Below are 24,767 nucleotides of genomic sequence, written 5' to 3' on the forward strand. Positions count from 1 at the left end.
GGTCAGACGCTGGGGCTGGACAGCGAACGGCCACCGCAGACGTAGATCGTCTGCCCGGTGATGTACGACGCCTGCGGGCTCGCGAACATCAGCATCGCGTGGGCGATGTCGTCGGGCCTGCCAAGACGGCCGACCGGAATCGTGCCGCGGATGCGGTCGAGCTGTTCTTCACTCAGCGGCGCAAGGATCGGCGTGTCGATCGCGCCGGGCGCGATCGCGTTCGAGGTGATGCCATGCTTGGCCAGTTCGATCGCCAGCGTGCGCGTGAAGCTCACCACGCCGCCCTTCGCGGCCGAGTAGTTGCACTGCCCGAAGCCCCCGAGCCAAGCGCGCGACGAGATGTTGACGATGCGGCCGTGGCCCTGGTCGATCATCCCCGGGATGACTTCGCGCGCGCACAGGAACTGCGACTTCAGGTTGACGTCGATGACGAAATCCCAGTCTTCCTCGCTCATCTTCGTGATGCGCTTGTCGCGCGTCGCGCCGGCGTTGTTGACCAGCACGTCGGGCGTCTTCCAGTTGTGGGTGACGCGGGCCACGGCATCGCGCACCTGGCCGCTGTTCGTGACGTCGACCTTGATGCCCATCAGGCGTTCGCCATCCGGACCAGCTTCGTCGATGACCGCGTTCATCACGTCCTGCTTGAGGTCGAACATCGCGACCGCATAGCCAGCGCCGAGCAGCGCGCGTGTCAGGCCGAGGCCGATGCCTTGTGCGCCGCCGGTGACGATGGCGACGCGCTTGTCGAAAGTCTTTTGTTCCATGGTTTGTCTCAGGTTGAAAGGATGTGCACTGCCGATGCGGCGTGATCGACGCCGGCGATGCCGCCGCCTGTGCATTGGGTGAGTGCGACCGAAGCGCCATTCACTTGCCGGTCGCCGGCGCGGCCTTCGAGTTGCCAGACGGCTTCGACCATCTGCGCGACGCCCGTAGCGCCCAACGGATGCCCCTTGGCGAGCAGACCGCCGCTCGGGTTGACAGGCACACGACCGCCGAGCGCTGTTGCACCGCTCTTCAGCAACTCATGCGCTTCGCCCCGCTCGCAGAGGCCCAGGGCGTTGTAGTAGACGAGTTCAGCGATCGAGAAAGCGTCGTGCAGCTCGATGAGATCGATGTCCGACGGCTTCACGCCCGCTTCGGCATACGCTTTGCGCGCCGCGCGTGCGGTGATCTCCGCGGCAAGGATGTCGTCGCAGCCCGTCTCCAGCTTGCCGGACTGGATGCTCGATGCCATCACACGGACTGCCTTCGCGCGCTGCGTGGGCTTCTTCGTGGTCAGGACCAGCGCAGCCGCGCCGTCGACCGCCGAGGGGCAGCACTGCAGCAACGTGAGCGGATCGAACACCATGCGCGAGTTCATCACCTCGTCGATCGAGACTTCGGTGCGGGTCTGCGCATAGGGGTTCAGCGCGCCATGGCGGCGGTTCTTCACCGCGACCTCGCCCAGCACGTTGGCGCCGACGCCGAATTCGTGCAGGTAGCGCGTCGCGCGCATCGCGTACACCGCGGGCAGCGCGAGGCCAGCGCGCGTGTAGAGCTCGGTCATGTAGTCGTTGCGCTGCATCGGGATCGTGCCGCCGCCCATCGCGGTGAGCTTCTCCGCGCCGAGGATCACGACCGTCTCGTACACACCCGCCGCCAGTGCATGGCTGGCGAGGTGCACACCGGTTGCGCTGCTCGCGCAGGCGTTCTCCACGTTGTAGATGGGCAGGCCCGGCAGATCGAGATCGCGCAGCATCACCTGCCCGAGCGCCATGCCACCGAACACATTGCACGAGTAGATGGCTTCAACCGCCGGCAGCTCGATGCCGGCATCGGCGACCGCCTGGCAGACGGCCGTTTGCGCCAGATCCTGGATCGATGCCTCGTGGCGGCCGAAGGGCGTCATTGCAACGCCTGCGATGTAGATGGGCTGCTTCATGCCTTGGCCTCCTCATTGAACGGACGGAAGGCATGGATGTCGCCCGCCTCGCCTTGCTCGATGCAGACGCGTAGCGCCTCGCCGATCACGGGGCGACGGCCTTCGGGCATCTGCAGGCGGCCGAACACACGCACGCCTTCCGGAAAGTCGGCCTGCACCAGCGCCTGCGGTGCCTTGTTGGCCTTGGGGCTCGAATGCACGATGGTGAAGCTGTAGAGCGTCGGCGTGCCCGCCAGCTCGACGATTTCGCTGCCGGCCGCCAGCGGCGAAGTTCCGGGCAGCGGCGGAAAGTGCAGGCCTTCGCGACCGCCGATGCGGCTCGCCAGCAGCACGACCGCGCCGTCGCGCTCGCGCCAGGGTTGTTGTGAATGAGCAGTCATTGGGTTTCTCTTGATTTGTGCGTCGCGCTTCAGACGCGCTCGAACACCGCCGCGAGGCCCTGCCCGCCGCCGATGCACATGGTTTCGAGGCCGTAGCGCGCATTGCGGCGCTTCATCTCGTGCAGCATCGAAGTCAGGATGCGGACGCCGGTCGCGCCGATCGGATGGCCGAGCGAGATGCCCGAGCCGTTGACATTGACGCGCTCGTCCTGCTCCAGCTTCCATTCGCGGAGCACCGCGAGCACCTGGCCCGCGAAGGCTTCGTTGACTTCGATCAGGTCCATGTCGGCAAGCGACTTGCCGATGCGCTGCATCAGCTTGGCGACCGCGGGCACCGGACCGAGCCCGAAGCGCATCGGGTGCACCGCCGCGCCTGCCCAGCCGACGAGACGGGCCATGGGCTGCAGCTTGTGTTCCTCGACATAGCGCTCGGACACCACGAGGCAGCCGGCAGCGGCATCGTTCTGCTGGCTGGCGTTGCCGGCCGTCACGGTGCCTTCGGGCAGCAGCGCGCGCAGCTTGCTCATCGCGCCATAGTCGGCGTCCTCGCGGATGCCTTCGTCGCGCGCGAACATCAGCGGATCGCCCTTCTTCTGCGGCACCGGAACGGGCACCACTTCATCTGCGAAGCGGCCTTCGCGCCATGCGGCAGTCGCGCGCTGGTGGCTGCGCACCGCCCACTGGTCGGACGCCTCGCGCGTGACGCCGTATTCGCGCACGATCATCTCGGTAGATTCGGCTGCGCCCGAGCTCGCGCCATAGCGGCTGACCGGCTGCGAGTTGGCGCGGCCGCGATCGAGGCGGTCGTGGAACTTCACGTCGCCGAGTCGCGCACCCCAGCGCATGTCGGTGCTGTAGTACTCGATGTTGCTCATGCTCTCGACACCCGCGACGAGCACTGCGTCGGCGGCGCCGGTCTGCACCTGCATGGAAGCGTCGATCACCGCCTGCAGGCCGGAGCCGCAGCGGCGGTCCAGCGTGTAGCCGGGAATCTCGTCGGGCAGGCCCGCAACCGCTGCTGCGTAGCGTCCGATGCACGGTGCTTCGCTCGACTGGTAGGACTGCGAGACGATGACTTCGTCGAGGCGGTCCTGCGGGAATCCCGATTTGTCGAGCACCGCGCGCATGACGTGCGCTGCCAGCTTGTCGGCGGACAGCGAAGCAAGGCTGCCGCCGAACTTGCCGATCGGCGTGCGCAGCGGGGAGACGATGTAGGCGTGGGACATGGCTCAGACCCCTGCGACGAGTTCGGGCACGGCCGAGAAGAGGTCCGCTTCGAGGCCGAAGTCGGCGATGCTGAAGATCGGCGCCTCGGGATCCTTGTTGATGGCGACGATGACCTTGGAGTCCTTCATGCCGGCAAGGTGCTGGATTGCGCCGGAGATGCCTGCTGCGATGTACAGCTGCGGGGCGACGATCTTGCCGGTCTGGCCGACCTGCCAGTCGTTGGGGGCGTAGCCTGCGTCCACGGCCGCGCGGCTTGCTCCCAGTGCTGCTCCGAGCTTGTCTGCCAGGGGCGTCATGACTTCGTTGAACTTCTCGGCGCTGCCGAGGGCTCGGCCACCCGAGACGATGATCTTGGCGGCGGTCAGTTCGGGGCGGTCGCTCTTGGTTACTTCACGGCCCACGAAGCTGCTCTTGCCGCTGTCTGCGACGCCTTCAGCGTTCTCGACTGCTGCGCTGCCACCGGTGGCTGCTGCGGCGTCGAAGCCAGTGGTACGAACGGTGATGACCTTGATCGCATCACTGCTCTGCACGGTGGCGATGGCGTTACCGGCATAGATCGGGCGCTCGAAGGTGTCGGCACTGTCCACCTTGGTGATGTCGCTGATCTGGGCCACGTCCAGCTTGGCTGCGACGCGAGGCGCCACGTTCTTGCCGTTGGCCGTGGCCGGGAACAGGATGTGGCTGTAGTTCTTCGCAATGGCGAGGACTTGCGCTGCCACGTTCTCGGCAAGGTTGTCAGCCAAGGAGGGGCTATCCGCCACGATCACCTTGGCAACGCCTGCCACCTGGGCTGCTGCCTTGCCGGCTTCGGCAGCATTGGCACCCGCGACGAGGACATGCACATCACCGCTCTGGCAGGCAATCCCTGCAGTCACGGTATTGAGGGTCGCCGGCTTGAGGGTGGCGTGGTCGTGTTCGGCAATAACAAGTACGGTCATGACAGTCTTCCTCAGATCACCTTGGCTTCGTTCTTCAGCTTGTCCACCAGCGCTGCGACATCGGGCACCTTGATGCCGGCGCCGCGCTTGGGAGGCTCTGCGACCTTGAGCGTCTTCAGGCGCGGAGCAGCGTCCACGCCCAGGTCCGCCGGGGTCACCGTGTCGAGCTGCTTCTTCTTGGCCTTCATGATGTTGGGCAAGGTGACGTAGCGCGGCTCGTTCAGGCGCAGGTCGGAGGTGATGACTGCCGGGAGCGAAAGGGAGAGGGTTTCGAGGCCGCCATCCACTTCGCGGGTGACACTGACCTTGTCGCCGGCGACTTCGACCTTGCTGGCGAAGGTGGCCTGGGGCAGATCAGCCAGCGCAGCCAGCATCTGGCCGGTCTGGTTGTTGTCGTCGTCGATGGCCTGCTTGCCGAGGATGACGAGCCCGGGTTGTTCCTTGTCGACCAGCGCCTTGAGCAGCTTGGCGACGGCGAGCGGCTGAAGTTCTTCCGACGATTCAACGAGGATGCCGCGATCGGCACCAATGGCCATCGCGGTGCGCAGAGTCTCCTGGCACTTGGCATCGCCGCAGGAGACAGCGATCACCTCGGTGGCAACGCCCTTCTCCTTCAACCGCACCGCCTCTTCGACGGCAATCTCGTCGAAGGGGTTCATGCTCATCTTCACGCTGGCGAGTTCGATGCCGGAGCCATCGGACTTCACCTGCGCCTTCACATTCGCGTCGATGACGCGCTTCACTGCCACAAGGATCTTCATGGTTGTCGCTTCAATGGTTTGAATTCGGGAGAAAGCCCAGGCCTTGCAGCCGCAGGCGATCGATGGATTCGGCGTCGAAGCCCCAGTCGTGCAGTGCCGCCTCGCCGCGTTCGCCGCGCTCGGGTGCGCGTACGGGCGTCGCCGAAGGGGTGGCTGAGAAACGCGGCGCAGGTGCGGGCTGCAGCACGCCGTCCACTTCGATGAAGTTGCCGCGTGCCCGGCTTTGCGGGTGCGTGGGCGCCTCGGCGAGGCCCAGAACCGGCGCGACACAAGCATCGCTGCCGTCGAACACCGCGCACCATTCGTCGCGGGTGCGGCTGCGGAATGCGGTCTCGAAAGCTGCACGCAGTTGCGGCCAGCCCTTGCGGTCGTGCTGCTTCGGCAGACCCGCATCGGCGAGACCGAGCTTCTGAATCAGTTCGGCATAGAAGCGCGTTTCGACCGCGCCCACGGCCATGTAGCGGCCATCGCGGGTCTCGTAGGTGTCGTACCAGGGCGCGCCGCCGTCGATCAGGTTGCTGCCACGTTCCTCGCGCCACATGCCCTTGGCGAGCATTCCCCAGAACACGGCGCCGAGTTGCGCCGCGCCTTCGAGCATCGCGGCATCGACCACCTGGCCCGCGCCGCCGCGCTGCACGTTGAGCAACGCAGCCAGCACGCCCATCGCGAGCAGCATTCCGCCGCCGCCGTAGTCGCCGACGAGGTTCAGGGGCACCACAGGCTTGCCGCCAGCGGGACCGATGGCCGAGAGCACGCCGGAGAGCGCGATGTAGTTGAGATCGTGGCCGGCACGTTCCGCGAGCGGGCCGCCCTGGCCCCAGCCGGTCATCCGCGCGTAGACCAGCTTCGGATTGCGCGCCAGCGCGGCTTCGGGGCCGAGCCCGAGCTTTTCCATGACGCCGGGGCGCAAGCCCTCGATGACTACATCCGCGTGCGCCATCAACTCCAGAGCGGCTTGGATGGCTTCGGGCCGCTTCAGGTCCAGCGTCACCGAGCGACGGCCACGACCGGTGATGTCGATGTTGCGCCCTTCGCTCTTGAATCCGAGGTCCCCCGCCTCGACCGCGCGGTTCACGCGGATCACATCCGCGCCCATGTCCGCCAGCAGCATGGTGCCGAAGGGGGCCGGGCCGATCGCTTCGAATTCCAGCACGCGAATGCCGCTCAACACGCTCATCTGCAAGTCTCCAGGGGGTCGTTTTTGGGGTGTGCGGCGAGTATTCAGCGGGGAGCCTCGGGACGCCCCCCCCGCATCGGGTGGTGGGTGGGGCCACTCGTCATCAGGCGGGGCGCTGCTGCACAATGGCCCGCACCTGCCACCCGCCATGTCCGCCACGCCCACCCCGCCGAAGCCGATCGTCAGCACCAAGCTGGTCCCGCCGCGCGGCGCGGGCCGGGTGGTGGCACGTGACAAGCTCATCGCGCAGATGCTCGAAGCCCGCCGCCGGCGCTGCTTCGTGGTCCAGGGCCCCGCGGGCTGCGGCAAGACCACCGCGCTGATCGCATGGCGGCAGGCGCTGCTGCCGCTGGGCTTCGACGTCGCCTGGCTCACGCTGACGCCGGAAGACAACGAGCCCACGCGTCTCATCGATTACCTGCTCGCCAGCCTCGCGCAGGTCGATGCGGCGATCACGCACGAAGCGGCCGAACTCGCGGGCCACGGCATCGACAGCGAAGCCGTCGAGCGCACCGTGGTCGCGCTGGTGCGTGGCATCGCTCGCCATCCGCGCGACCTCGTGCTGGTGCTCGACGACCTCCATCAGTTGAGCGACGCGCGCATCCATGAGGCGCTGCAATGGCTGCTCGACTATTCGCCGCCCAACCTGCACGTGGTGCTGACCTCGCGCACCGCCGTGCCACTGTCGCTGGCCCGCCTGCGCGCGCAGGGGCTGGTTCTCGAACTCGACCTGCGCGACCTGCGTTTCTCGCAGGCCGAATCGGAGCGCTTCCTGCAGGCGCAGCTCGGCACCATCGACCATCGCGATGCGGTGCTGCTGCATGAACTCACCGACGGCTGGGTTGCCGGCTTGCAGCTCTATGCGATCGACTGGAAGAAGCGTCGGCAGGAATCCGGCGGCGATGCCAAGGTGCCGTCCGAGTTCACGCGCGCGCATGTGCAGGACGCGAAAACCTTTGCGTCGTACTTCGAGCGCGAAGTTCTCTCGCGGCTCGCGCCGCAGGAACTGGAGCTGCTGATCAGCGTTTCCACCTGCAACCGCTTCTGCGCCCCGCTGTGCGCCGCCCTTGCCGGCCGGCCCGAGGCGGTGCAGGACATGGCCGCCCTGCTCGCCCGGCTCGAAGCCGACAACCTGTTCATCGTGCCGGTCGAGAGCACCGAGCGCGAGACCTGGTATCGCCTGCATCCGCTGCTGCGCGAGACCCTGCGCGCGCGCTTCGGCCGCCGCAGCGAAGCACGGCGCCTGCATGTGCATGTGGCCGCGTGGCAATGGTTCCGCACGCACGGGTTGCTCGACGAAGCGGTGCGCCACGCGGTGCAGGCCGGCGAGTCATCGGCGGCCGCCGATCTTCTCGAACGGTCGGGCTACGGACTCGCGGTGCGCGGCGAGTTGCGCAAGCTGATCGGGCTGGTGCGCCAGCTGCCACCCGAAGAAGTGCAATCGCGTCCGCTGCTGCGCCTCTGGATGATCCGCCTGGAGCTCTATTCGCGCGACTTCGACGCCTGTGTGGCCAGCATCGCGAGCCTGCGGGCTCAATTGCCCGAGGACGATGCGGTCAACCATTTCACGCTGACCATGCTGCAGGCCACGCTCGCGATCCAGCGCGACGACATCGGCTCGGCAATGAACCTGCTGCCGCAGTTGCTGCAGACACCCGCCGACGCCGACGCAATGACGATCGGCGGTCGCGACAACATCCTGTCGTGGCTCTACATGCAGCGCGGCGAATACGAACGCGCGCGGCAGGTGCAACTCGACAACCCGACGCGGCTGATCGATGGCGTTCCTCTGCTCGGCACCGCTTCGGGAACGTTGCAGGGCCGCTGCCTGATCGGCCTCAGCTACGCGATGCAGGGCCAGATGACCAAGGCCGAGCGCATCTATCGCGACGTGCTGCGCGAGGCCGAGCTGGGTGGCAGCGCATGCACCGACCCGCGACATCTCGCGACCGCGCTGCTCGGCGAGGTGCTCTACGAGCAGAACGAGCCCGAAGCCGTGCGGCAACTGCTCGAAGACCGCGTGGAGGTGCTGGAGCGGGTGTCGATCCCCGATTCGGTTCTGCGCCTCTTCTACATGCTGTCGGCGGCGCACTGGATCGCCGGCCGGCGACTGGAGAGCTTCGCGTGCCTGGAGCGGCTGGAGGACTACGCAACCGACCTCGGCCTGGACAGGCTGCTGGTCTACAGCCTCGCGTCCCAGATGTATCGCCGTCTGCTGCTCGGCGAGCACCAGCAGGCGGAGGAACTGCTCCAGCGTCTGGAGGAACTGGGCAAGCGGCAGACCCGATCCGACAGCGAGCCCTTCAACGAGACGGCGGTCATCATCGAGCGGGTTCGCATCCGCTGGCTGATCGCCCTGGGCAAGTTCGACGCGGCTGCGGAGCGCATTGACCCGCTGATCGCATGGATGGAATCGCGTAGCCGCCAGCGCCTGATCGCGCAGATGCTGCTGTTGCGCGCGGTGATCGAGTCGCGTCGGGGCCACCGCCCCGTGGCGCGCGAATGCGTGATCTCTGCACTGAAACTGGGGCATCGGCTGGGCCTGCGCCGCACGCTGCTCGATGCCGACCCGGCCGCCACCGAAATGATCCGCCAGATCGGCAGCGATCCGGCGCTCGATCCGGTGCTCGCGTTCTATGTCGAACGCCTCTGTCCGCCGGGGTCTTCAAGCGACGTCGGGGCAGCTTCCGCGCCTGCGAGCCCTTCGCCGACCGCGCCGATCGAGGCCCTGAGCGAACGCGAGCTCGATGTGGTGCGGCTGCTCGCGCAAGCGCTCCCCAACAAGAAAATCGCGCGCACGCTCGGACTTTCGCCGGAAACCGTGAAGTGGCACCTGAAGAACATCTACGGAAAGCTCGGGGTGAGCGGCCGCGATGAAGCGGTGGCGAGGGTGCGCGACTTGACGCTCTAGCAGCCGTGAAATAGTTCACCGTTCCCCGCCACCCCCGGCCGGCGACGTGTCAAATGACATACCAAAGTACTATTTGATCGCCGAAAAATGGGGGCATGCAAGACGAACAAGACACCCCTCGGGATCGAAGCTCATCCTTTGTGCCGATTCACAGCGCACCTCCGGCCAGCGAGGAGCGCGTGTGGCTGAAAGCTGCGGTCATCCTCACTGTCATGTTCGTATTCGGCCTGTCGCTTCTTCGCCTGGCCGGCCTGATTGCGTGACCTGCCGGCCATGCCGATCGATCCCTTGCAGGCAGCCATCAGGGCGCCAAAGCTTCGCCTCAACGACTCCCAGTGGGAGAAATTGCAGAGCCTGGCCAACGACGGGGAAAGCACCGTCGTCGCTGATCCGCCCGCGGGACACAGTCCCCGCCTGACGTCCAATGGGCTGGTGGCCACGGACAGGACGGGCTGCGAGTACCTGACGCTCCTCGGAGCGATGCGCCTGAGCCAGGGGCGCTAGCCCCCTGCCCCCAACCCCCCATTGCGGGGGGCCATTTCCGTCCTCGCCGCCGCGAGTATTCATGGGTCGGACAACCCACCTGAATACCCCCATGCCCGCAGACGTCATCTCCTTGCGCGAAGCCCAGCTCTCCATCGAGGACGGCATCGCCGAGTTCACCCACACGCGCCCGGAGCGGCGCAACCCGCTGTCGCTGGACCTGCGCGCGGACTACATCGAGATGCTCGATCGCGTCGAGAGCGACCGCTCGGTGCGCGCGCTGATCATCACCGGATCGGGCGGCTCCTTCTGCGCAGGCGGCGACCTGCGGAGCCTGCAGGAGCGCCTGCAAAGCGACGACCCCGAGATCAACTCGCCCGACGCGATGCGCCGCCGCCTGATGGCGGGTCACGCGTGGTTCGAGCGTCTGCGCAACCTCGAGATGCCGGTGATCGCCGCGGTGGACGGCCCCGCCGCTGGCGCCGGCATGTCGATCGCGCTCGCGGCGGACTTCATCCTCGCATCGACCCGCGCATCGTTCTCGATGTCCTTCGTCAAGGTCGGCCTGCTGCCTGACATGGCCGCCTTCCACACGCTGCCGCGCATCGTCGGCATGGCGGTCGCGAAGGACCTGATGCTGACCGCGCGTCGCATCGGCGCCGATGAAGCCGAGCGCCTGGGCATCGTCCATTCGCTGCACGACGCGGCCGACCTGCCCGCGCAGGCACGCCGCTTCGCACGCCGCTTCGCAGGTGCATCGCGCGCCGCGCTGGCCATGACCAAACGCCTGCTCCACAAGAGCTTCGAAACGCCCTACGCCGCCATGGCTGAGTTGGAAGCCAACGGCCAGGCGGTTGCATCCGCCACGCCGGAGCATGTCGCCGCAGTGCGCCGTTTTCTTGCGGGCGAGCCTTCGTCCTTCGACTGGGACCGCGAGGCTGCGGCCTGAGCGCGCGTCCTTCCACACATCCAAACCAAAGGAGACCTCCCGTGCAAATCACCCGTACCGTCTACCGGGAAGACCACGAAATGTTCCGCACCACGGTGCGCCGCTTCTTCGAGAAGGAATGCGCGCCGCGCCAGTCCGAGTGGGACCACGCCGGCCGCGTCGACCGCGAGACCTGGCTCAAGGCCGGGCGCGAGGGCTTGCTGTGCATCACCATCCCGACCGAATACGGCGGCGGCGGCGGCGACTTCGGCCACGTGGCGATCTTCAGCGAGGAATACGCCCGCGCCGGCCTGAGCGGCCCCGGCTTCGGCGTGCACTCGGACATCATCGCGCCCTACATCGCACGCGTCGGCAATGAAGAGCAGAAGAAGAAGTGGCTGCCCGGCTGCTGCAGCGGCGAGACGATCCTCGCGATCGCGATGACCGAACCCGGCACCGGCAGCGACCTCAAGGCGGTGCGCGCCACCGCGCGCCGCGAAGGCAATGAATACGTCATCAACGGCAGCAAGACCTTCATCAGCAACGGCCTGAACGCGGACCTGATCATCGTGGTCTGCAAGACCGACCCGAATGCGGGCGCCAAGGGCATCAGCCTCATCGTGGTCGAGGCCGATCGCGCGGGCTTCCGCCGCGGCCGCAAGCTGGAGAAGCTCGGCCAGTACGCGCAGGACACCGCCGAACTCTTCTTCGACGACGTGCGCGTGCCGGCGAGCAACCTGCTCGGCGAGGAAGGCAAGGGCTTCGCCTACCTGATGGGCGAGCTGCCGCAGGAGCGCTTCTCGATCGCCGTCACGGCCGCCGCGCGGCTCGAAGTGGCGCTCGAACAGACGCTCGACTACGTCAAGGACCGCCGTGCCTTCGGCCAGACGGTGTGGGACTTCCAGAACACCAAGTTCAAGCTGGCCGACATCAAGGCGCAGGCGATCGCGGTGCGGCTGATGATCGACCACTACCTCGGCGAGCACATGCGCCGCCGTCTCACGCTCGAAGAGTCGGCCATTGCCAAGCTCTACGCGACCGAGGCACTCGGCAAGGCCCTGGACGAGATGGTGCAGTTGCACGGCGGCTACGGCTACATGCTGGAGTACCCCGTGGCGCGCTCGTTCGTCGACATGCGCGTCAACCGCATCTACGGCGGCACCAGCGAGGTCATGCGCGACCTGATCTCTAGAAAGCTCTGATTCACAAGCACCCAAAGGAAAAGAACCATGACAAACAAAGTGTTCGTCGCCGGCGTCGGCATGATCCCCTTCAAGAAGCCGGGCACCAGTGCCCACTACGACCAGATGGGCGCGGAAGCGATCCGCATGGCGCTGCAGGATGCGGGCATCGCCTACACCGATGTGCAGCAGGCCTACGCCGGCTATGTGTACGGCGATTCGACCTGCGGCCAGAAGACGCTGTACCACGCCGGCATGACGGGCATCCCGGTGCTCAACGTCAACAACAACTGCGCCTCGGGCTCGTCGGCGCTGTTCCTCGCGCGGCAGGCCGTCCAAAGCGGCGCGGTCGACTGCGCGATTGCGGTCGGCTTCGAAGAGATGAATCCAGGCGGCCTCAAGAGCGCCTTTCCTGACCGGCCGTCCGCGCTCGAGCGCGCCAACGCGCTGGTGCTCGAACTGGTCGGCGACGTCGAAGTGCCGAGCAACGCGATCCGCCAGTTCGCCGGTGCGGGCATGGCGCACATGAAGAAGTACGGCACGAAGCTGGAGACCTTCGCGAGCATTCGCGCCAAGGCCAGCCGCCATGCGGCGCGCAACCCGCTCGCGGTGTTCCGCAACGTGGTGAGCACCGAAGACGTGATGAATGCGCCCATGCTGTGGGAAGGCGTGCTCACGCGCCTGATGGCCTGCCCGCCCACCTGCGGCGCGGCGGCGGCGATCATCGTCTCGGAAGACTTCGCGAAGAAGCGCGGCCTGCGCACCGATGTCGCCATCGCCGGCCAGGCACTGGTGACCGACACCCCCAGCAGCTTCGAGACGCGCGACATGATCCGCGTGGTCGGCTTCGACATGACCCGTGCCGCTTCGAAGATCGCCTACGAGCAAGCCGGCGTCGGCCCAGAGGACGTGGACGTGATCGAGCTGCACGACTGCTTCGCGCAGAACGAGTTGCTGACCTACGAAGGCCTGGGCCTGTGCGCCGAGGGCGAAGGCGAGAAGCTGGTCAACGACGGCGACAACACCTACGGCGGTCGCTGGGTCACCAACCCTTCGGGCGGTCTGCTGTCGAAGGGCCATCCGCTGGGCGCAACCGGCCTCGCACAGTGCTTCGAGATCACGCACCAGATGCGCGGCACCGCCGGCGACAAGCAGGTGGAGAACGCCTCGGTCGGCCTGGCGCACAACGTCGGCCTCGGCGGTGCGTGCGTCGTCACCGTGTTCAAGAAGGCGGCCTGACCATGATCGACAAGAAACACATCGGCAAGAACCTCGGCAGCTTCCGGGCGACGCCTGAAGCGGGCCAGCTTCGCTTCTTTGCCAAGGCGATCGGCGAGACGAACCCGATCTACTTCGATGCTTCGGCCGCGCGCGATGCAGGGCACCCCAACCTGCCGCTGCCGCCGACCTTTCTCTTCTCGCTGGAGTTCGAGCAGCCGTCGACCGGCTGGCGCGCGGAACTGGGCATCGAGCCCTCGCGCATCCTGCACGGTGAGCAGCAGTTCACCTATCACCGCATGGCCTATGCGGGCGACACGCTGCAGTACGAGAGCCGCATCGCGGACATCTACGACAAGAAGAACGGTGCGCTGGATTTCATCGTGCGCGAGACGCGCGTGACCAATCAAAAGGGCGAGCACGTCGCGGATCTGCGCAGCGTGATCGTTCAACGCAACGGCTGAAAGGCAACACCATGAGCCAATCTCAATTCGACACGCTGAAAGTCGGCGACTCACTGCCGCCGCTCACGCTGCCCGCCATCGACCGCACCACGCTCGCGCTGTTCGCGGGCGCATCGGGCGACCACAACCGCATCCACATCGACACCGACTACGCACGCCGTGCAGGCCAGGTCGACGTGTTCGCGCACGGCATGCTTTCGATGGCCTACCTCGGCCGCCTGCTCACGCAATGGGTGGACCAGCGCAAGCTGCGCCAGTTCGGCGTGCGCTTCGCGGGCATCACGCACCTCGGCCACATCGTGACCTGCACCGGCCGCGTGACCGAACTGTTCGAAGCCGACGGCGAACGCCGCGTGAAGCTCGAAGTGCAGACCGCCAACCAGTACGGCGACATCAGGATCATCGGCGACGCCATCGTCGCCATCTGACAAACGAACCCCACAACAGGAGAGACACATGGGAAAACTCGACGGCAAGGTGGCACTGGTCACCGGTTCCGGCCGCGGCATCGGCCAGGCGATCGCTTTCAAGCTCGCGAGCGAAGGCGCGCGCATCGTGGTGAATGACCTCGACGCCGATCCGGCGCACGAGACGGTCGAAGAACTGAAGAAGAGCGGTGCTGAAGCCGTGGCCTGCGTCGGCAGCGTGACCGCGCCCGACTTCGCCGATCGCTTCATCAAGACGGCGGTCGACAACTACAAGGGCATCGACATCATCGTCAACAACGCCGGCTACACCTGGGACGACGTGATCCAGCGCATGACGGACGAGCAATGGCACGCGATCGTCGACTGCCACATGACGGCGCCCTTCCGCATCCTGCGCGCGGCCTACCCGGTCATCAAGGCAGCCAACAAGGCAGAAGCCGCCGAAGGCCGCGAAGTGTTCCGCAAGGTGGTGAACATCTCTTCCACCTCGGGTCTGAACGGCAACGCCGGCCAGGTGAACTACTCGGGCGCCAAGGCCGGCGTGACGGGCATGACCAGAGCATTGGCGCGCGAATGGGGCCGCATGAAGGTCAACGTGAATGCGGTGGCCTTCGGCTTCATCCTGACGCGCATGACCTCGGTCAACGCCAAGGACGGCGCGACGGTCAAGATCGAAGGACGCGACATCCGCGTCGGCGTGAGCCCCGAGATCATCGCGTCGCACGCACAGCGCTGCCCGCTGGGCCGCCCGGGCACCACCGAGGAAGCCGCTGGCGCGGTGTACCTGTTCTGCTCGCCCGAGTCGAACTACATCACCGGCCAGACCGTCGCGGTCTCGGGCACGCCGCAGTAAGAACGCTCAGGGAGATTGCAGGCGCTTGAGCAGTTCCAGCGTGGGGAAGCCATCGGCGACGAGACCCGCGCTGCGCTGGTAGCTGCGCACGGCGCTGCGGGTCGCCGGCCCCAGAAGGCCGTCGGGTTCGCCGCTGGAAAAGCCTTGCTGGTTCAGCGCCGCCTGCAGGTCACGCACCTGGCTCCGCGTGAGCGGCGTCAGGTCGCGCGGCCACTGCGCCTTCACGCCGGGGCCGCCTTCGAGGCGCTGCGACAGCAGGCCCACGGCAAGCGCGTAGCTGTCCGAGTTGTTGTAGCGAAGGATGGATCGGTAGTTGGGGCCGACCAGAAAGGCCGGACCGCGAGATCCCGCCGGCAGCAGGATCGCGCCGTCGGTGAACTCGGGCAGCGGCCGGCCGTCCATGGTGCGCACACCCAAGGCGGCCCATTGGCTGCTCGGCTGCCGAATGCTCGAATCCGCGCGGCTGTAGTCAAAGCCGGACGGTAACTGGACTTCCGCACCCCACGGCTGACCGCGCTGCCAGCCCGAACTGGCCAGGAAGTTCGCGGTCGACGCCATCACGTCGGGCATGCTGCCCCAGATGTCCCGCTTGCCATCGCCATCGGCATCCACCGCATAGCGCAGGAAGTTCGACGGCAGGAACTGCGTCTGCCCCATCGCGCCGGCCCAGGAGCCGATCATGTGTGCGTGGTCGATGTCGCCGTTCTCGATGATCTTGAGCGCCGCGCGCAACTCGCCGCGCGCCCAGTCGCGTCGGCGACCTTCGTACGCCAGCGTCGCGAGCGCATCGATGGCAGGCGTGTTGCCGAAGTTGCTGCCGTAGTTGCTCTCGATGCCCCAGATCGCCACGATGATGCTCGCCGGCACGCCGTAACGCGCCGATGCGGCATCGGCGGCCGCGCGGATCTGCGCAAGCTTCTCCTGGCCGGTGGCGACGCGCTGCGCTGAAACGGCCGTGTCGAGGTAGTCCCACACCGGGCGGACGAACTCGGGCTGCGAGCGATCGAGCTCGATCACGCGCGGCAGGTATTGCACGTTGTCGAAGGCATCGCGCAGCGCAGCCTCGCCGACGCCGGCCGCGCGCATCTCGGCGCGGAAGTCCTTGACCCATTGGGCGAATCCCTGTTCGGGCCCGGGCTGGTTCTGGCCAGCCGGGGGCTGCGGCCGAGCCGGCGGCGGCTGGACGGGCGTCGCAGGCGTCTGGGGCGTCGCAGGGGCGACAGGCGGCTGCTGAGTGGCGCAGCCCGCAAGGACGGCGATCGCCAGAACGGACGCAGTGCGCCGCGTCCGGAAAAGCAATGAGGCATTGATTCTCTGCATCCTGCGCATTCTCTCGCGATGCGCACGCCCCCCCACCGCGGGTGGGCTCCCGCGACAGTCGCACTGCTCTACTGCAGCCATACGAGCCGGCGATGCAGCCAGCCGAAATCGGAGACACGCATGTACCTGACCCAGAGCCTCCAGCGCTCTCTTCAGCAGACGCCCGATCGCGTCGCGACCACCTTCCGCGGCCGGCGCCGCACGTTCCGCGAGTTCGGCGATCGCGTCGCGCGGCTCGCCGGCGCGCTTCGCACGCAGGGCATGAAACCCGGCGACCGCGTCGGCATGCTCGCGCTCAACACCGACCGCTATCTCGAATACATGATGGCCGTCTGGTGGGGCGGCGGTGTGCTCAACCCGGTCAACATCCGCTGGAGCGTGCCGGAGGTGGTCTATTCGCTCGACGACTGCGACACACGCATCCTGATCGTCGACGACCACTTCGTCCGCATGGCGGAGGGCATCCGCGCGAAGGCGAAGCACGCGCCGCTCTTCATCCATGCGGGCGACGGCGAAGCGCCGGAGGGAATGCTGTCGTACGAATCGCTGATCGCAGGCGCGGAGCCGATCGAGGACGCGGGCCGCGGCCGCAATGACCTCGCCATCATCATGTACACCGGCGGCACCACCGGCTTTCCCAAGGGGGTGATGCAGTCGCACCTGAACCTCTGGTCCGCCTGCATCCAGCGCATGGCCGAGATGCCGCCGCTGGCCGATGGTGCCTCGCTGCATGTGGCACCGCTCTTCCATATCGCGGCACTGGCACGCGCGCTGACGCAGTTCATCGCGGGCGGCACGCAGGCCATCGTGCCGATGTTCGATGCCCGCGAAGTGCTGGAAACCATCGAGCGCGAGCGCGTGAGCGACACGTTGCTGGTGCCGACGATGATCCAGGCGCTCCTTGCGCATCCCGACTTCGGGCGCCACGACCTGTCGAGCTGGCAGCGGCTCGCATACGGTGCGGCGCCAAGCGCTGGCGCGATGGTCGAGCAGGTGCTGGCCGCCCTGCCCCATCTGCAACTCAGCCACTCCTATGGCCTCACCGAGGCCTGCCCGATCGTCTCGTCCAACCCGCCGGAGAACCATGGCGAGGAAGCCCGGCGAAGCGGCCTCGTGCGTTCGGTCGGCCGGGGCGGCTATGCGGTCAACGTGAAGATCGTCGACGCCGAAGGCAATGAAGTGCCGCGCGGCACCGTGGGCGAGATCACCGTCCGCGGCCCCAATGTCATGCAGGGCTACTGGAACAAGCCGGAAGAAACCGCGCGCGCACTGCGCAATGGCTGGCTATGGACCGGCGACGGCGCCTACATGGACGAGAACGGCTACATCTTCATCGTCGACCGCATCAAGGACATGATCGTGAGCGGTGGCGAGAACGTCTATTCGGCCGAAGTCGAGAACGCGATTGCGCAGCACCCCACAGTGGCGATGTGCGCAGTGATCGGCATCCCCGACGAGCGCTGGGGCGAGGCGGTGCATGCGGTCGTCGTGACGAAGCCCGGCGCGAAGGTCACCGCTGAAGAAATCCGCAAGCACTGCCACGACTTCATCGCCGGCTACAAGTGTCCGAAGAGCGTGGAGTTCCGCGCGGAGCTGCCACTGTCCGGCGCCGGCAAGATCCTCAAACGCGACCTGCGCGCGCCCTTCTGGCCGAACAGGAAACAGGCGGTGAACGCATGATGGCCGACGTCGAAGCGCCCGCGATGCAGGCCGCACCCACCGGGTACGTGCTGCTGCAGGCCGGTCCGGGTTTCGTGCGCGAGATCGGCGGCCTGCATGTGCACGAGACGCTGCCCGCGGTCGGCATCCGTATCGAAGGCGGGCACCTGAATTCGATCCGCATCGCCCACGGCGGGTTTCTCGCGACCATCGCCGACACCGCGTTCGGCGTTGTGCTCAAGCGCGCACTTGCACTGCCCACTTCACCCGCCACCGTGAGCCTCACCGTCGACTACATGTGCGCGGTGCGCGAAGGCGAATGGCTCGAAGCCTTTGTCGAGATCCAGAAGGCGGGCCGGCAACTTACCAACGCGAGCTGCGTCCTGAAGGTCGGCGACACGATCGTCCTGCGCGCCACCGGCGTCTTCGTGATGCCGCGCCCCGAACAACACACAAACGGAGACAAGCCATGAAGAAACGGACCTTTCTCGCCCTTGCGGCGCTGACCTGCTGCAGCCCCTTCGCGGGCGCCCAGACCTATCCGACCAAGCCCATCACCTTGGTCGTCCCCTCGGTGGCGGGTGGTGCGGTCGACGTGATCGCGCGGTCGCTCGCGGACGAGATGAGCAAGCGGATGGGCCAGGCCATCATCGTCGACAACCGGCCGGGCGCGGCGGGCATGCTGGCCGCGCAGTACGTCGCGCGCGCCAACCCCGATGGCTATAGCGTGCTCGTCACGCATTCGGGACCGATCCTGAACGCGCCCTTCCTCTTTGCGAAGGTTCCCTACGACGTGAAGCGCGACCTGAGCCTCATCTCGCAGTTGTGCACCGGGCAACTCGTGCTGGCGGTCAACACGACGATCACGCCCGCGAAGACGATGAAGGAGTTCGTCGCCTGGGCCGAGCGAAACAAGGGCAACGTGAGCTACGGCTCCTACGGCATCGGTACGGCCGGACACCTCATGGGCTCGTACCTCAGCGATTCACGCAAGCTGGACATGGTGCATGTCGCCTACAAGGCCGAAGCGCCGATGCTGCAGGACCTCATCGGTGGACAGGTCGCCTGGGGCATCGCCTCGACCGGCTCGCTCGCGCCGCACGTGGCAACGGGCCGCGTGCGCATCCTCGCGGTGATGGGCGACCATCGCATGCCCGACTACCCCAATGTGCCGACGATGGCCGAAGCGGGATTCCCAGATAGCGAATTCAAGACCGTGGGATGGATCGCGATGCTCGGTCCGGCCAATCTGCCGCCACCGGTGCTTGCACGGCTGGAGCAGGAAGCCCGCGCCGCGGTGCAGACGACCACGATGAAGGCGCGTTTCCAGGCTTTCGGCATGGAGGTCATGGGAACCACTTCCGCCGAGTTCCGCCGCGACTTCGACGCGACCGCACCGATCAGCGAACGGATGATCCGCAATTCGGGCGCGAAGGTGGAGTGACGTCATGAATGCCCCGGCAGACGACAACTTCGACAACGCGCATCGCGGCTTCGTCGCCACCATCCCCGACGCGGAGATCCGCGACGCCAAGGGCCGGATGGTGTGGAGCATGCGCGACTACGCCTTTCTCGACGACCCGGAGCCCGCGCCCACGGTGCACCCCAACCTCTGGCGGCATGCGCGGTTGAACGCAGTGCACGGCCTCTTCAAGGTGACCGAGCGCGTCTACCAGGTGCGCGGCTTCGACGTGGCCAACATCAGCTTCATCGAAGGCGACACCGGCGTGATCATCATCGACCCGCTGACAGTCGCCGAGACCGCGGAGGCCGCGCTCAAGCTCTACCGCGCGCATCGCGGCGACCGCCCGGTGACCGGGATGATCTACACCCACAGCCACACCGATCACTTCGGCGGTGCGCGCGGTGCGCTCGACGAAGCCGATGCGATCGCGCGGCGCGTGCCGATCGTCGCGCCCAAGGGTTTCATGTGGCACACGGTGTCGGAGAACCTCATCGCGGGCAACGCGATGGGACGACGCGCCATGTTCCAGTTCGGATCCAGCCTGCCGAAGAGCGCCTGTGGCCATGTGGACTGCGGCATGGGCAAGGCCGTCCCCAACGGCACGCAGACGCTGCTGCCGCCTACGCAGACCATCGAACGCGAGACCGAGACGCATGTGATCGACGGCGTGGAGATCATCTTCCACCTCGCGCTGGAGAGCGAAGCCCCCTCGGAGATGTTCATGCACTTCCCGGGGCTGCGCGCGCTCAACACCGCGGAGATCGGCACGCAGGCGCTGCACAACCTCTGCCCGCTGCGAGGTGCGCAGGTGCGCGACGCGCGGCTGTGGTCGCGGTATCTGGATGAAGCGCTCGACCGCTATGCGCCGACCGCTGATGTGGTCTTCGCGCAGCACAACTGGCCGACCTGGGGCAACGAGAACATCCGCTTCTACCTGCGCCAGCAGCGTGACCTCTACAAGCACCTGCACGACCAGACGGTGCGATTGATGAACCGCGGGCTCACCGGCATCGAGGTGGCCGAAGCCATGACGCTCCCCGCATCGCTCGCCGAGCCCTGGGCCAACCACGGCTTCTACGGGACGATCTCGCACAACGTGAAGTCGATCGTTCAGTACTACCTGGGCTGGTACGACGGCAACCCGGCGCATCTGCAGGCGCTGCCACCGGAGATGTCGGGGCCGCGCTATGTCGAGTACATGGGCGGCGCCGAAGCACTGCTGGAGCGGGCCCGCGCCGATTTCGGGCGCGGCGAGCATCGCTGGGTTGCAGAGGTCACGAACCATCTCGTCTTCGCGCAGCCCGACAACGCCGATGCGCGCGCACTATGTGCCGACGCGCTGGAACAGCTCGGCTTCGCGACCGAATCGGCCACCTGGCGCAACGCCTACCTGCTCGGCGCGCAGGAACTGCGCAAGGGCGTGCTCAACATCCGCCGCCGGAACATCAGCCGCGACATGGTCTCGGCCTTGCCGATCGAACTGCTGCTGGACTACTTCGCGATCCGAATCGACGCGCAGCAGGCCGAAGGCGTCGAGATGCGCATCGAGTGGTTCAACCCCGACACCAACGAGCGCTGGGCCATGCGCCTCGAGAACGCGACCATGACCTACCTGCCCGGCCCGGTGCTTGGCGATGCGACCGCGCGCGTCTCGATCGGCCGCGATGCACTGGCCGCACTCCAGATGGACCCTGCCGGCCTGCCTGCCGCCTTCGAGCGCCTGCATGGCGAAGGCCGCATCGGCGTCGACGGCAACGCATCGAGCGTGGTCCGGCTGCTGGGCATGCTCGAAGTGTTCGAGGGCATGTTCCACGTCGTCGAGCCCTGATCTTCCAAGGAATCCAATGCACCACTACAGGCTTCTCTCCAACGGCCGCTTGATCGACGCGCCGCTGATTTTCAAGGTGATCGACCCTGCGACGGAAGAGATCATCGGCAACGCGCCGGACTGCACGCCCGGGTTGCTCGACGACACCGTGACCGCCGCGCAGGCCGCCTTTCCCGGCTGGCGCGAAACGCCGATCGATGCACGCCGCGAGCGCATCGAAGCGCTCGCGAACTGCATCAAGAACAATGCCGAGGAACTCGCGCGCCTGCTGACCGCAGAGCAAGGGCGTCCGCTCGCGCTCGCACGGCAGGAGGTCCTGGGCTGCGTCCACTGGTGCCGCACCATCGCGAAGATGGATCTGCCCGAAAGCACCCGCATCGACAAGGCCGGCGTGACCTGGACCACGCGCCGCGTGCCGCTGGGGGTGGTTGCGGCGATCGTGCCGTGGAACTTCCCGTTCGCGCTCGCAGTGTGGAAGCTCGCGCCCGCGCTGCTTGCCGGCAACACGGTGATCGTGAAGCCTTCGCCCTTCACGCCGCTGACCGCACTCCGCCTCGGCGAGCTGGCGGCAGATATCTTCCCGGCCGGGGTGTTGAACGTGCTGTCGGGCGGCGATGCCCTCGGGCCTGCGCTCACGGCACATCCGGGCATCGCGAAGGTGACCTTCACCGGTTCCACCGCGACCGGCCGGCGCGTGATGAGTTCGGCGGCCGCCACGCTCAAGCGCCTCACGCTGGAGCTGGGTGGCAACGACGCGGCGATCGTCATGCCCGACGTGGACGTCGCCAAGGTCGCGCGCAGGCTCTTCATGGGCGCATTCATGAACTCGGGCCAGGTGTGCATCGCAGCCAAGCGCATCTACGTCCACGATGCGATCTACGACCAGTTCGCGAAAGCTTTCGTCGCCGCGGCCGAATCCGCGACGATGGGCCCCGGTGCCGACGAGCGCACCGTGCTCGGCCCGGTGCAGAACCGTCCGCAGTACGAGCGGGTGAAGGACCTGATCGAAGCCACGCACAAAGCCGGCCACCGCTTCCTGACGGGCGGCGCGGTGCCCGAAGGCCCGGGCTTCTTCATCCCGCCCGCCGTGGTCGACAACCCGCCCGACGATGCGCGCGTCGTGGTCGAGGAACCCTTCGGCCCTCTCGTGCCGCTCCTGCGCTTCAGCGAGGTGGACGAGGTCGTGCGCCGCGCGAATGCCTCGGAGTTCGGCCTCGGCGGCTCGGTCTGGTCGGCGGATGTCGAACAGGCGAAGGCCATCGGCGCACGACTGGAGACCGGCACGGTCTGGATCAACAACGTGCAGCTCCTGGACCCGCTCGCGCCCTTCGCCGGCCGCAAGCAATCGGGTGTGGGCGTCGAGAACGGCGCCGAGGGGCTTCTCGAATTCACCGCAATCCAGACAATGGTGGCCTGACGGTCGCCATCCTTCCCCACTCACTAGGGCTCACCATGCAAATGAAATCCAAGGCTGTCGTGTTCCGCGCGGACGGCGTCACCGTCCATGTCGAGGACATCGTCGTCGACCCGCCCGGGCCGAACGAAGTCATGATCCGCCTCGCGGCCTGCGGCGTGTGCCACAGCGATCTTTCCGTGACCAATGGCACCTTGCCGCTTCAACCACCGGTGATCCTCGGGCACGAAGGCGCAGGGGTGGTCACACAGGTCGGTGCGGGCGTGACCGACCTGAAGGTCGGCGACCACGTCATCAGCAGCTTCGTCAACACGTGCGGCCGCTGCCGCTACTGCACCACCGGTCGCCCGAACCTCTGCGATGCCGGCAACACCACGCCGTGGAGCCTGCCCGGCGGCCACGTGCGCACGCACGATGCGTCCGGCCAGCCGCTCAACATCATGGGGGGTTGCGGCGTGATGTCCGAATACGCAACGCTGCATGAGAACAACGTGGTGAAGATCGCGCCCGATGCGCCGCTCGACCGCTGCGCGCTGATCGGCTGCGGCGTGATGACCGGCTGGGGCGCCGCCTGCAATACGGCGAAGGTGGAGCCCGCATCCATCTGCGTGGTGTTCGGCGCGGGCGGCGTGGGCCTCAGCGCCATCCAGGGCTGCCAGAACGCGGGTGCCTCGATGATCGTCGCGGTCGACATGCTCGCGAGCAAGCTGGAGATGGCGAAGCTCTTCGGCGCCACGCATGTGGTCGATGCGTCGAAATCCGAGAACCTCGTGAAGGAACTGCGCAAGCTGACCGGCGGCGGCGCCGACTATGCCTTCGAATGCGTGGGCCACGGCGAGATCGTGGCGCAGGCCTACGGGTGTCTCCGCAAGGGCGGCACCGCGGTGGTCGTCGGGCTCGCCGGTCCGGCGGATCTCACCAGCCTGCGCACCGCGAGCTTCGCGCTCGAAGAGAAGACGATCAAGGGCAGCTACTACGGCTCGACCCGGCCGCGCCACGACTTTCCGCGGCTCGTTTCGCTCTATCAGAGCGGCAAGCTCAAGCTCGACGAACTCATCACGCGGCGCTACCGCATCGACGAGGCACCGCAGGCCTTCGAGGATCTTGCGCAAGGCCGTAACGCACGGGGCGTGATCGTTTTCGACTGAGCGGCCTGCTCAGGCGCCTCGGGCCGCCAGGCGCGACTTCACGGCACGGACCAGCGGTTCGATGCACGACGGAGGGAACGGCGACACGCTGCTGACGTTGATCTCGCAGAGCACATAGCGGTCGTCCTGCCCGGACGCCGGCTCGCCGAACATGAAGTCGCAGTCCCATAGCAGCGGCAATTGGTCGCGGGTCAACCCGACGCGCTCCCGCAGTTGGTCGACCCATTGCGTTTCGAGCAGCCGCTTGAGCGTCTGGAACTGCGACAGATGCGCGTCGTGATAGAGCCTGGGGCCAGGCACCGGTGCCGGCTGCCCTGGCTGCGCCGGGTACAGGGCATTGATCGCCTGGTGACCGAAGCCGGTCACGCGATCCTCGACGAGATAGGCGCGCACCATGCCGTCGACCAGACGCGGCTGCCACGCCTGGTCGATCATGTGGCCGCCATTGGTGGGCTCGAAGTACGGCGCCATACGCTGCAGTAGTGCCGGAAGGTCGATCCGCTCCTCCTCGCTCCCGCGCTGCGCGTGCCGCACGCGAAGCAGAGGCGAGCCTTCGACGCGCTCGACCCGCCACACACCGATGCCGCTGTGCCCCCGGTACTGCTTGAGCACCCGCGCCCCGGCGCGCAGGCGATCGGGCAACCCGGCGGCGAGCTGTTCGAGGCTTTCCACCCGAACCGTGTCGCTGCCGAATGCGAGATCGCGCACGTCGACCAGGACGTCCTTGGTTCCCAGTCGCAGGATCGCGTCTGGATGCGTGCTGACCAGGACACCTGCCCGCGCCACGTCACGCAGGATGAGATCGAGCTTGTCACGTCGCCGGCCGCCCTCGATCGGGTTGCACCAGACGAGCACGGCGTCGACGCCAAGTAGCTGCGCGGCGACCTCGTCGGCGAAGTCATCGTTGAAGATGGCCGGTTGCGCCGCCACGCCAGCAGCCGCGAAGGATGCGAACAGCGCTGCGAATCGGCTTTCGGATGGATCGCTGCGGTCACGCGCGGCTCGGTCGCCTGGGTAGAGCAAGGCCACGGACATCGGACGCATGGACATCGTGACGTTCATC

General features: G+C 66.9%; 23 protein-coding genes. 14 read left to right on the forward strand and 9 right to left on the reverse strand.

Features of this window, described 5'->3' with window-relative positions; all coding sequences use genetic code 11:
* Positions 1–2 precede the first annotated feature (2 nt).
* The 7 genes from FHW64_RS05185 to FHW64_RS05215 are packed head-to-tail and all read right to left on the reverse strand — an operon-like array spanning position 3 to position 6,404.
* Positions 3–764 (reverse strand): SDR family NAD(P)-dependent oxidoreductase, encoded by a 762-nt coding sequence (locus tag FHW64_RS05185; protein WP_184523675.1) that lies wholly within the window; start codon positions 762–764, stop codon positions 3–5.
* An 8-nt stretch (positions 765–772) separates the two neighbouring features.
* Positions 773–1,921 (reverse strand): thiolase family protein, encoded by a 1,149-nt coding sequence (locus tag FHW64_RS05190; RefSeq protein WP_184523677.1) that lies wholly within the window; start codon positions 1,919–1,921, stop codon positions 773–775.
* Complete coding sequence (locus FHW64_RS05195; RefSeq protein WP_184523679.1) at positions 1,918–2,301, reverse strand: Zn-ribbon domain-containing OB-fold protein; 384 nt, start codon at positions 2,299–2,301, stop codon at positions 1,918–1,920. Before FHW64_RS05195 ends, FHW64_RS05190 begins: the two co-directional genes overlap by 4 nt.
* A 29-nt stretch (positions 2,302–2,330) precedes the next feature.
* On the reverse strand, positions 2,331–3,527 hold the full coding sequence (locus tag FHW64_RS05200) for an acetyl-CoA C-acetyltransferase (RefSeq protein WP_184523681.1): 1,197 nt from the start codon (positions 3,525–3,527) through the stop codon (positions 2,331–2,333).
* A gap of 3 nt (positions 3,528–3,530) precedes the next feature.
* Entirely contained in the window at positions 3,531–4,466 is a 936-nt protein-coding gene (locus FHW64_RS05205; protein WP_184523683.1) for an electron transfer flavoprotein subunit alpha/FixB family protein, read from the reverse strand.
* 11 nt (positions 4,467–4,477) lie between these two features.
* A complete protein-coding gene (locus FHW64_RS05210) occupies positions 4,478–5,227 on the reverse strand; it encodes an electron transfer flavoprotein subunit beta/FixA family protein (RefSeq protein WP_184523685.1) in 750 nt (249 codons plus the stop codon).
* A gap of 10 nt (positions 5,228–5,237) precedes the next feature.
* On the reverse strand, positions 5,238–6,404 hold the full coding sequence (locus FHW64_RS05215) for a CaiB/BaiF CoA-transferase family protein (RefSeq protein ID WP_184523687.1): 1,167 nt from the start codon (positions 6,402–6,404) through the stop codon (positions 5,238–5,240).
* Between the two features lie 148 nt (positions 6,405–6,552).
* Between FHW64_RS05215 and FHW64_RS05220 the strand changes: the two genes are divergently transcribed.
* From FHW64_RS05220 to FHW64_RS05255, 8 genes are all read left to right on the forward strand, one after another.
* Complete coding sequence (locus FHW64_RS05220) at positions 6,553–9,315, forward strand: LuxR C-terminal-related transcriptional regulator (protein ID WP_184523690.1); 2,763 nt, start codon at positions 6,553–6,555, stop codon at positions 9,313–9,315.
* 95 nt (positions 9,316–9,410) lie between these two features.
* A complete protein-coding gene (locus tag FHW64_RS05225; protein ID WP_184523691.1) occupies positions 9,411–9,578 on the forward strand; it encodes a hypothetical protein in 168 nt (55 codons plus the stop codon).
* A gap of 332 nt (positions 9,579–9,910) precedes the next feature.
* Complete coding sequence (locus FHW64_RS05230; RefSeq protein WP_184523693.1) at positions 9,911–10,747, forward strand: enoyl-CoA hydratase/isomerase family protein; 837 nt, start codon at positions 9,911–9,913, stop codon at positions 10,745–10,747.
* A gap of 41 nt (positions 10,748–10,788) precedes the next feature.
* The gene (locus FHW64_RS05235; RefSeq protein WP_184523695.1) at positions 10,789–11,928 is read left to right on the forward strand and encodes an acyl-CoA dehydrogenase family protein; all 1,140 of its coding nucleotides are present in this window, start codon (positions 10,789–10,791) and stop codon (positions 11,926–11,928) included.
* Between the two features lie 27 nt (positions 11,929–11,955).
* The gene (locus FHW64_RS05240) at positions 11,956–13,146 is read left to right on the forward strand and encodes a lipid-transfer protein (protein WP_184523697.1); all 1,191 of its coding nucleotides are present in this window, start codon (positions 11,956–11,958) and stop codon (positions 13,144–13,146) included.
* A gap of 2 nt (positions 13,147–13,148) precedes the next feature.
* The gene (locus FHW64_RS05245; protein ID WP_184523699.1) at positions 13,149–13,589 is read left to right on the forward strand and encodes a MaoC family dehydratase N-terminal domain-containing protein; all 441 of its coding nucleotides are present in this window, start codon (positions 13,149–13,151) and stop codon (positions 13,587–13,589) included.
* 11 nt (positions 13,590–13,600) lie between these two features.
* The gene (locus FHW64_RS05250) at positions 13,601–14,017 is read left to right on the forward strand and encodes a MaoC family dehydratase (RefSeq protein ID WP_184523700.1); all 417 of its coding nucleotides are present in this window, start codon (positions 13,601–13,603) and stop codon (positions 14,015–14,017) included.
* A 28-nt stretch (positions 14,018–14,045) separates the two neighbouring features.
* Positions 14,046–14,870 carry an SDR family NAD(P)-dependent oxidoreductase gene (locus tag FHW64_RS05255; protein ID WP_184523702.1) on the forward strand — a complete coding sequence of 275 codons (825 nt, stop codon included), beginning with the start codon at positions 14,046–14,048 and terminating at the stop codon, positions 14,868–14,870.
* Positions 14,871–14,876: 6 nt separating this feature from the next.
* Here the strand turns inward: FHW64_RS05255 and FHW64_RS05260 are convergent, their stop codons facing one another.
* Entirely contained in the window at positions 14,877–16,190 is a 1,314-nt protein-coding gene (locus FHW64_RS05260) for a lytic murein transglycosylase (protein ID WP_184523704.1), read from the reverse strand.
* A 120-nt stretch (positions 16,191–16,310) separates the two neighbouring features.
* On the opposite strand from FHW64_RS05260, the gene FHW64_RS05265 reads away from it, so the two are divergent.
* The 6 genes from FHW64_RS05265 to FHW64_RS05290 are packed head-to-tail and all read left to right on the forward strand — an operon-like array spanning position 16,311 to position 23,704.
* The gene (locus FHW64_RS05265) at positions 16,311–17,870 is read left to right on the forward strand and encodes a long-chain-fatty-acid--CoA ligase (protein WP_184523706.1); all 1,560 of its coding nucleotides are present in this window, start codon (positions 16,311–16,313) and stop codon (positions 17,868–17,870) included.
* The gene (locus tag FHW64_RS05270; RefSeq protein WP_184523708.1) at positions 17,867–18,322 is read left to right on the forward strand and encodes a PaaI family thioesterase; all 456 of its coding nucleotides are present in this window, start codon (positions 17,867–17,869) and stop codon (positions 18,320–18,322) included. The genes FHW64_RS05265 and FHW64_RS05270 overlap by 4 nt, the downstream gene beginning before the upstream one ends.
* Positions 18,319–19,293, forward strand: a complete 975-nt coding sequence (locus FHW64_RS05275) for a tripartite tricarboxylate transporter substrate binding protein (RefSeq protein WP_184523710.1) — start codon at positions 18,319–18,321, stop codon at positions 19,291–19,293. Before FHW64_RS05270 ends, FHW64_RS05275 begins: the two co-directional genes overlap by 4 nt.
* A gap of 4 nt (positions 19,294–19,297) precedes the next feature.
* Entirely contained in the window at positions 19,298–21,142 is a 1,845-nt protein-coding gene (locus FHW64_RS05280) for an alkyl/aryl-sulfatase (protein WP_184523712.1), read from the forward strand.
* 16 nt (positions 21,143–21,158) lie between these two features.
* A complete protein-coding gene (locus tag FHW64_RS05285) occupies positions 21,159–22,559 on the forward strand; it encodes an aldehyde dehydrogenase family protein (protein WP_184523714.1) in 1,401 nt (466 codons plus the stop codon).
* A 35-nt stretch (positions 22,560–22,594) separates the two neighbouring features.
* Entirely contained in the window at positions 22,595–23,704 is a 1,110-nt protein-coding gene (locus FHW64_RS05290) for a zinc-binding dehydrogenase (protein WP_184523716.1), read from the forward strand.
* 9 nt (positions 23,705–23,713) lie between these two features.
* On the opposite strand, the gene FHW64_RS05295 is transcribed toward FHW64_RS05290, so the two are convergent.
* On the reverse strand, positions 23,714–24,766 hold the full coding sequence (locus tag FHW64_RS05295; RefSeq protein WP_260303649.1) for a Cj0069 family protein: 1,053 nt from the start codon (positions 24,764–24,766) through the stop codon (positions 23,714–23,716).
* Position 24,767 lies beyond the last annotated feature (1 nt).

The organism is Variovorax sp. Sphag1AA, from assembly GCF_014192575.1.
Taxonomy (GTDB): Bacteria; Pseudomonadota; Gammaproteobacteria; order Burkholderiales; family Burkholderiaceae_C; genus Variovorax.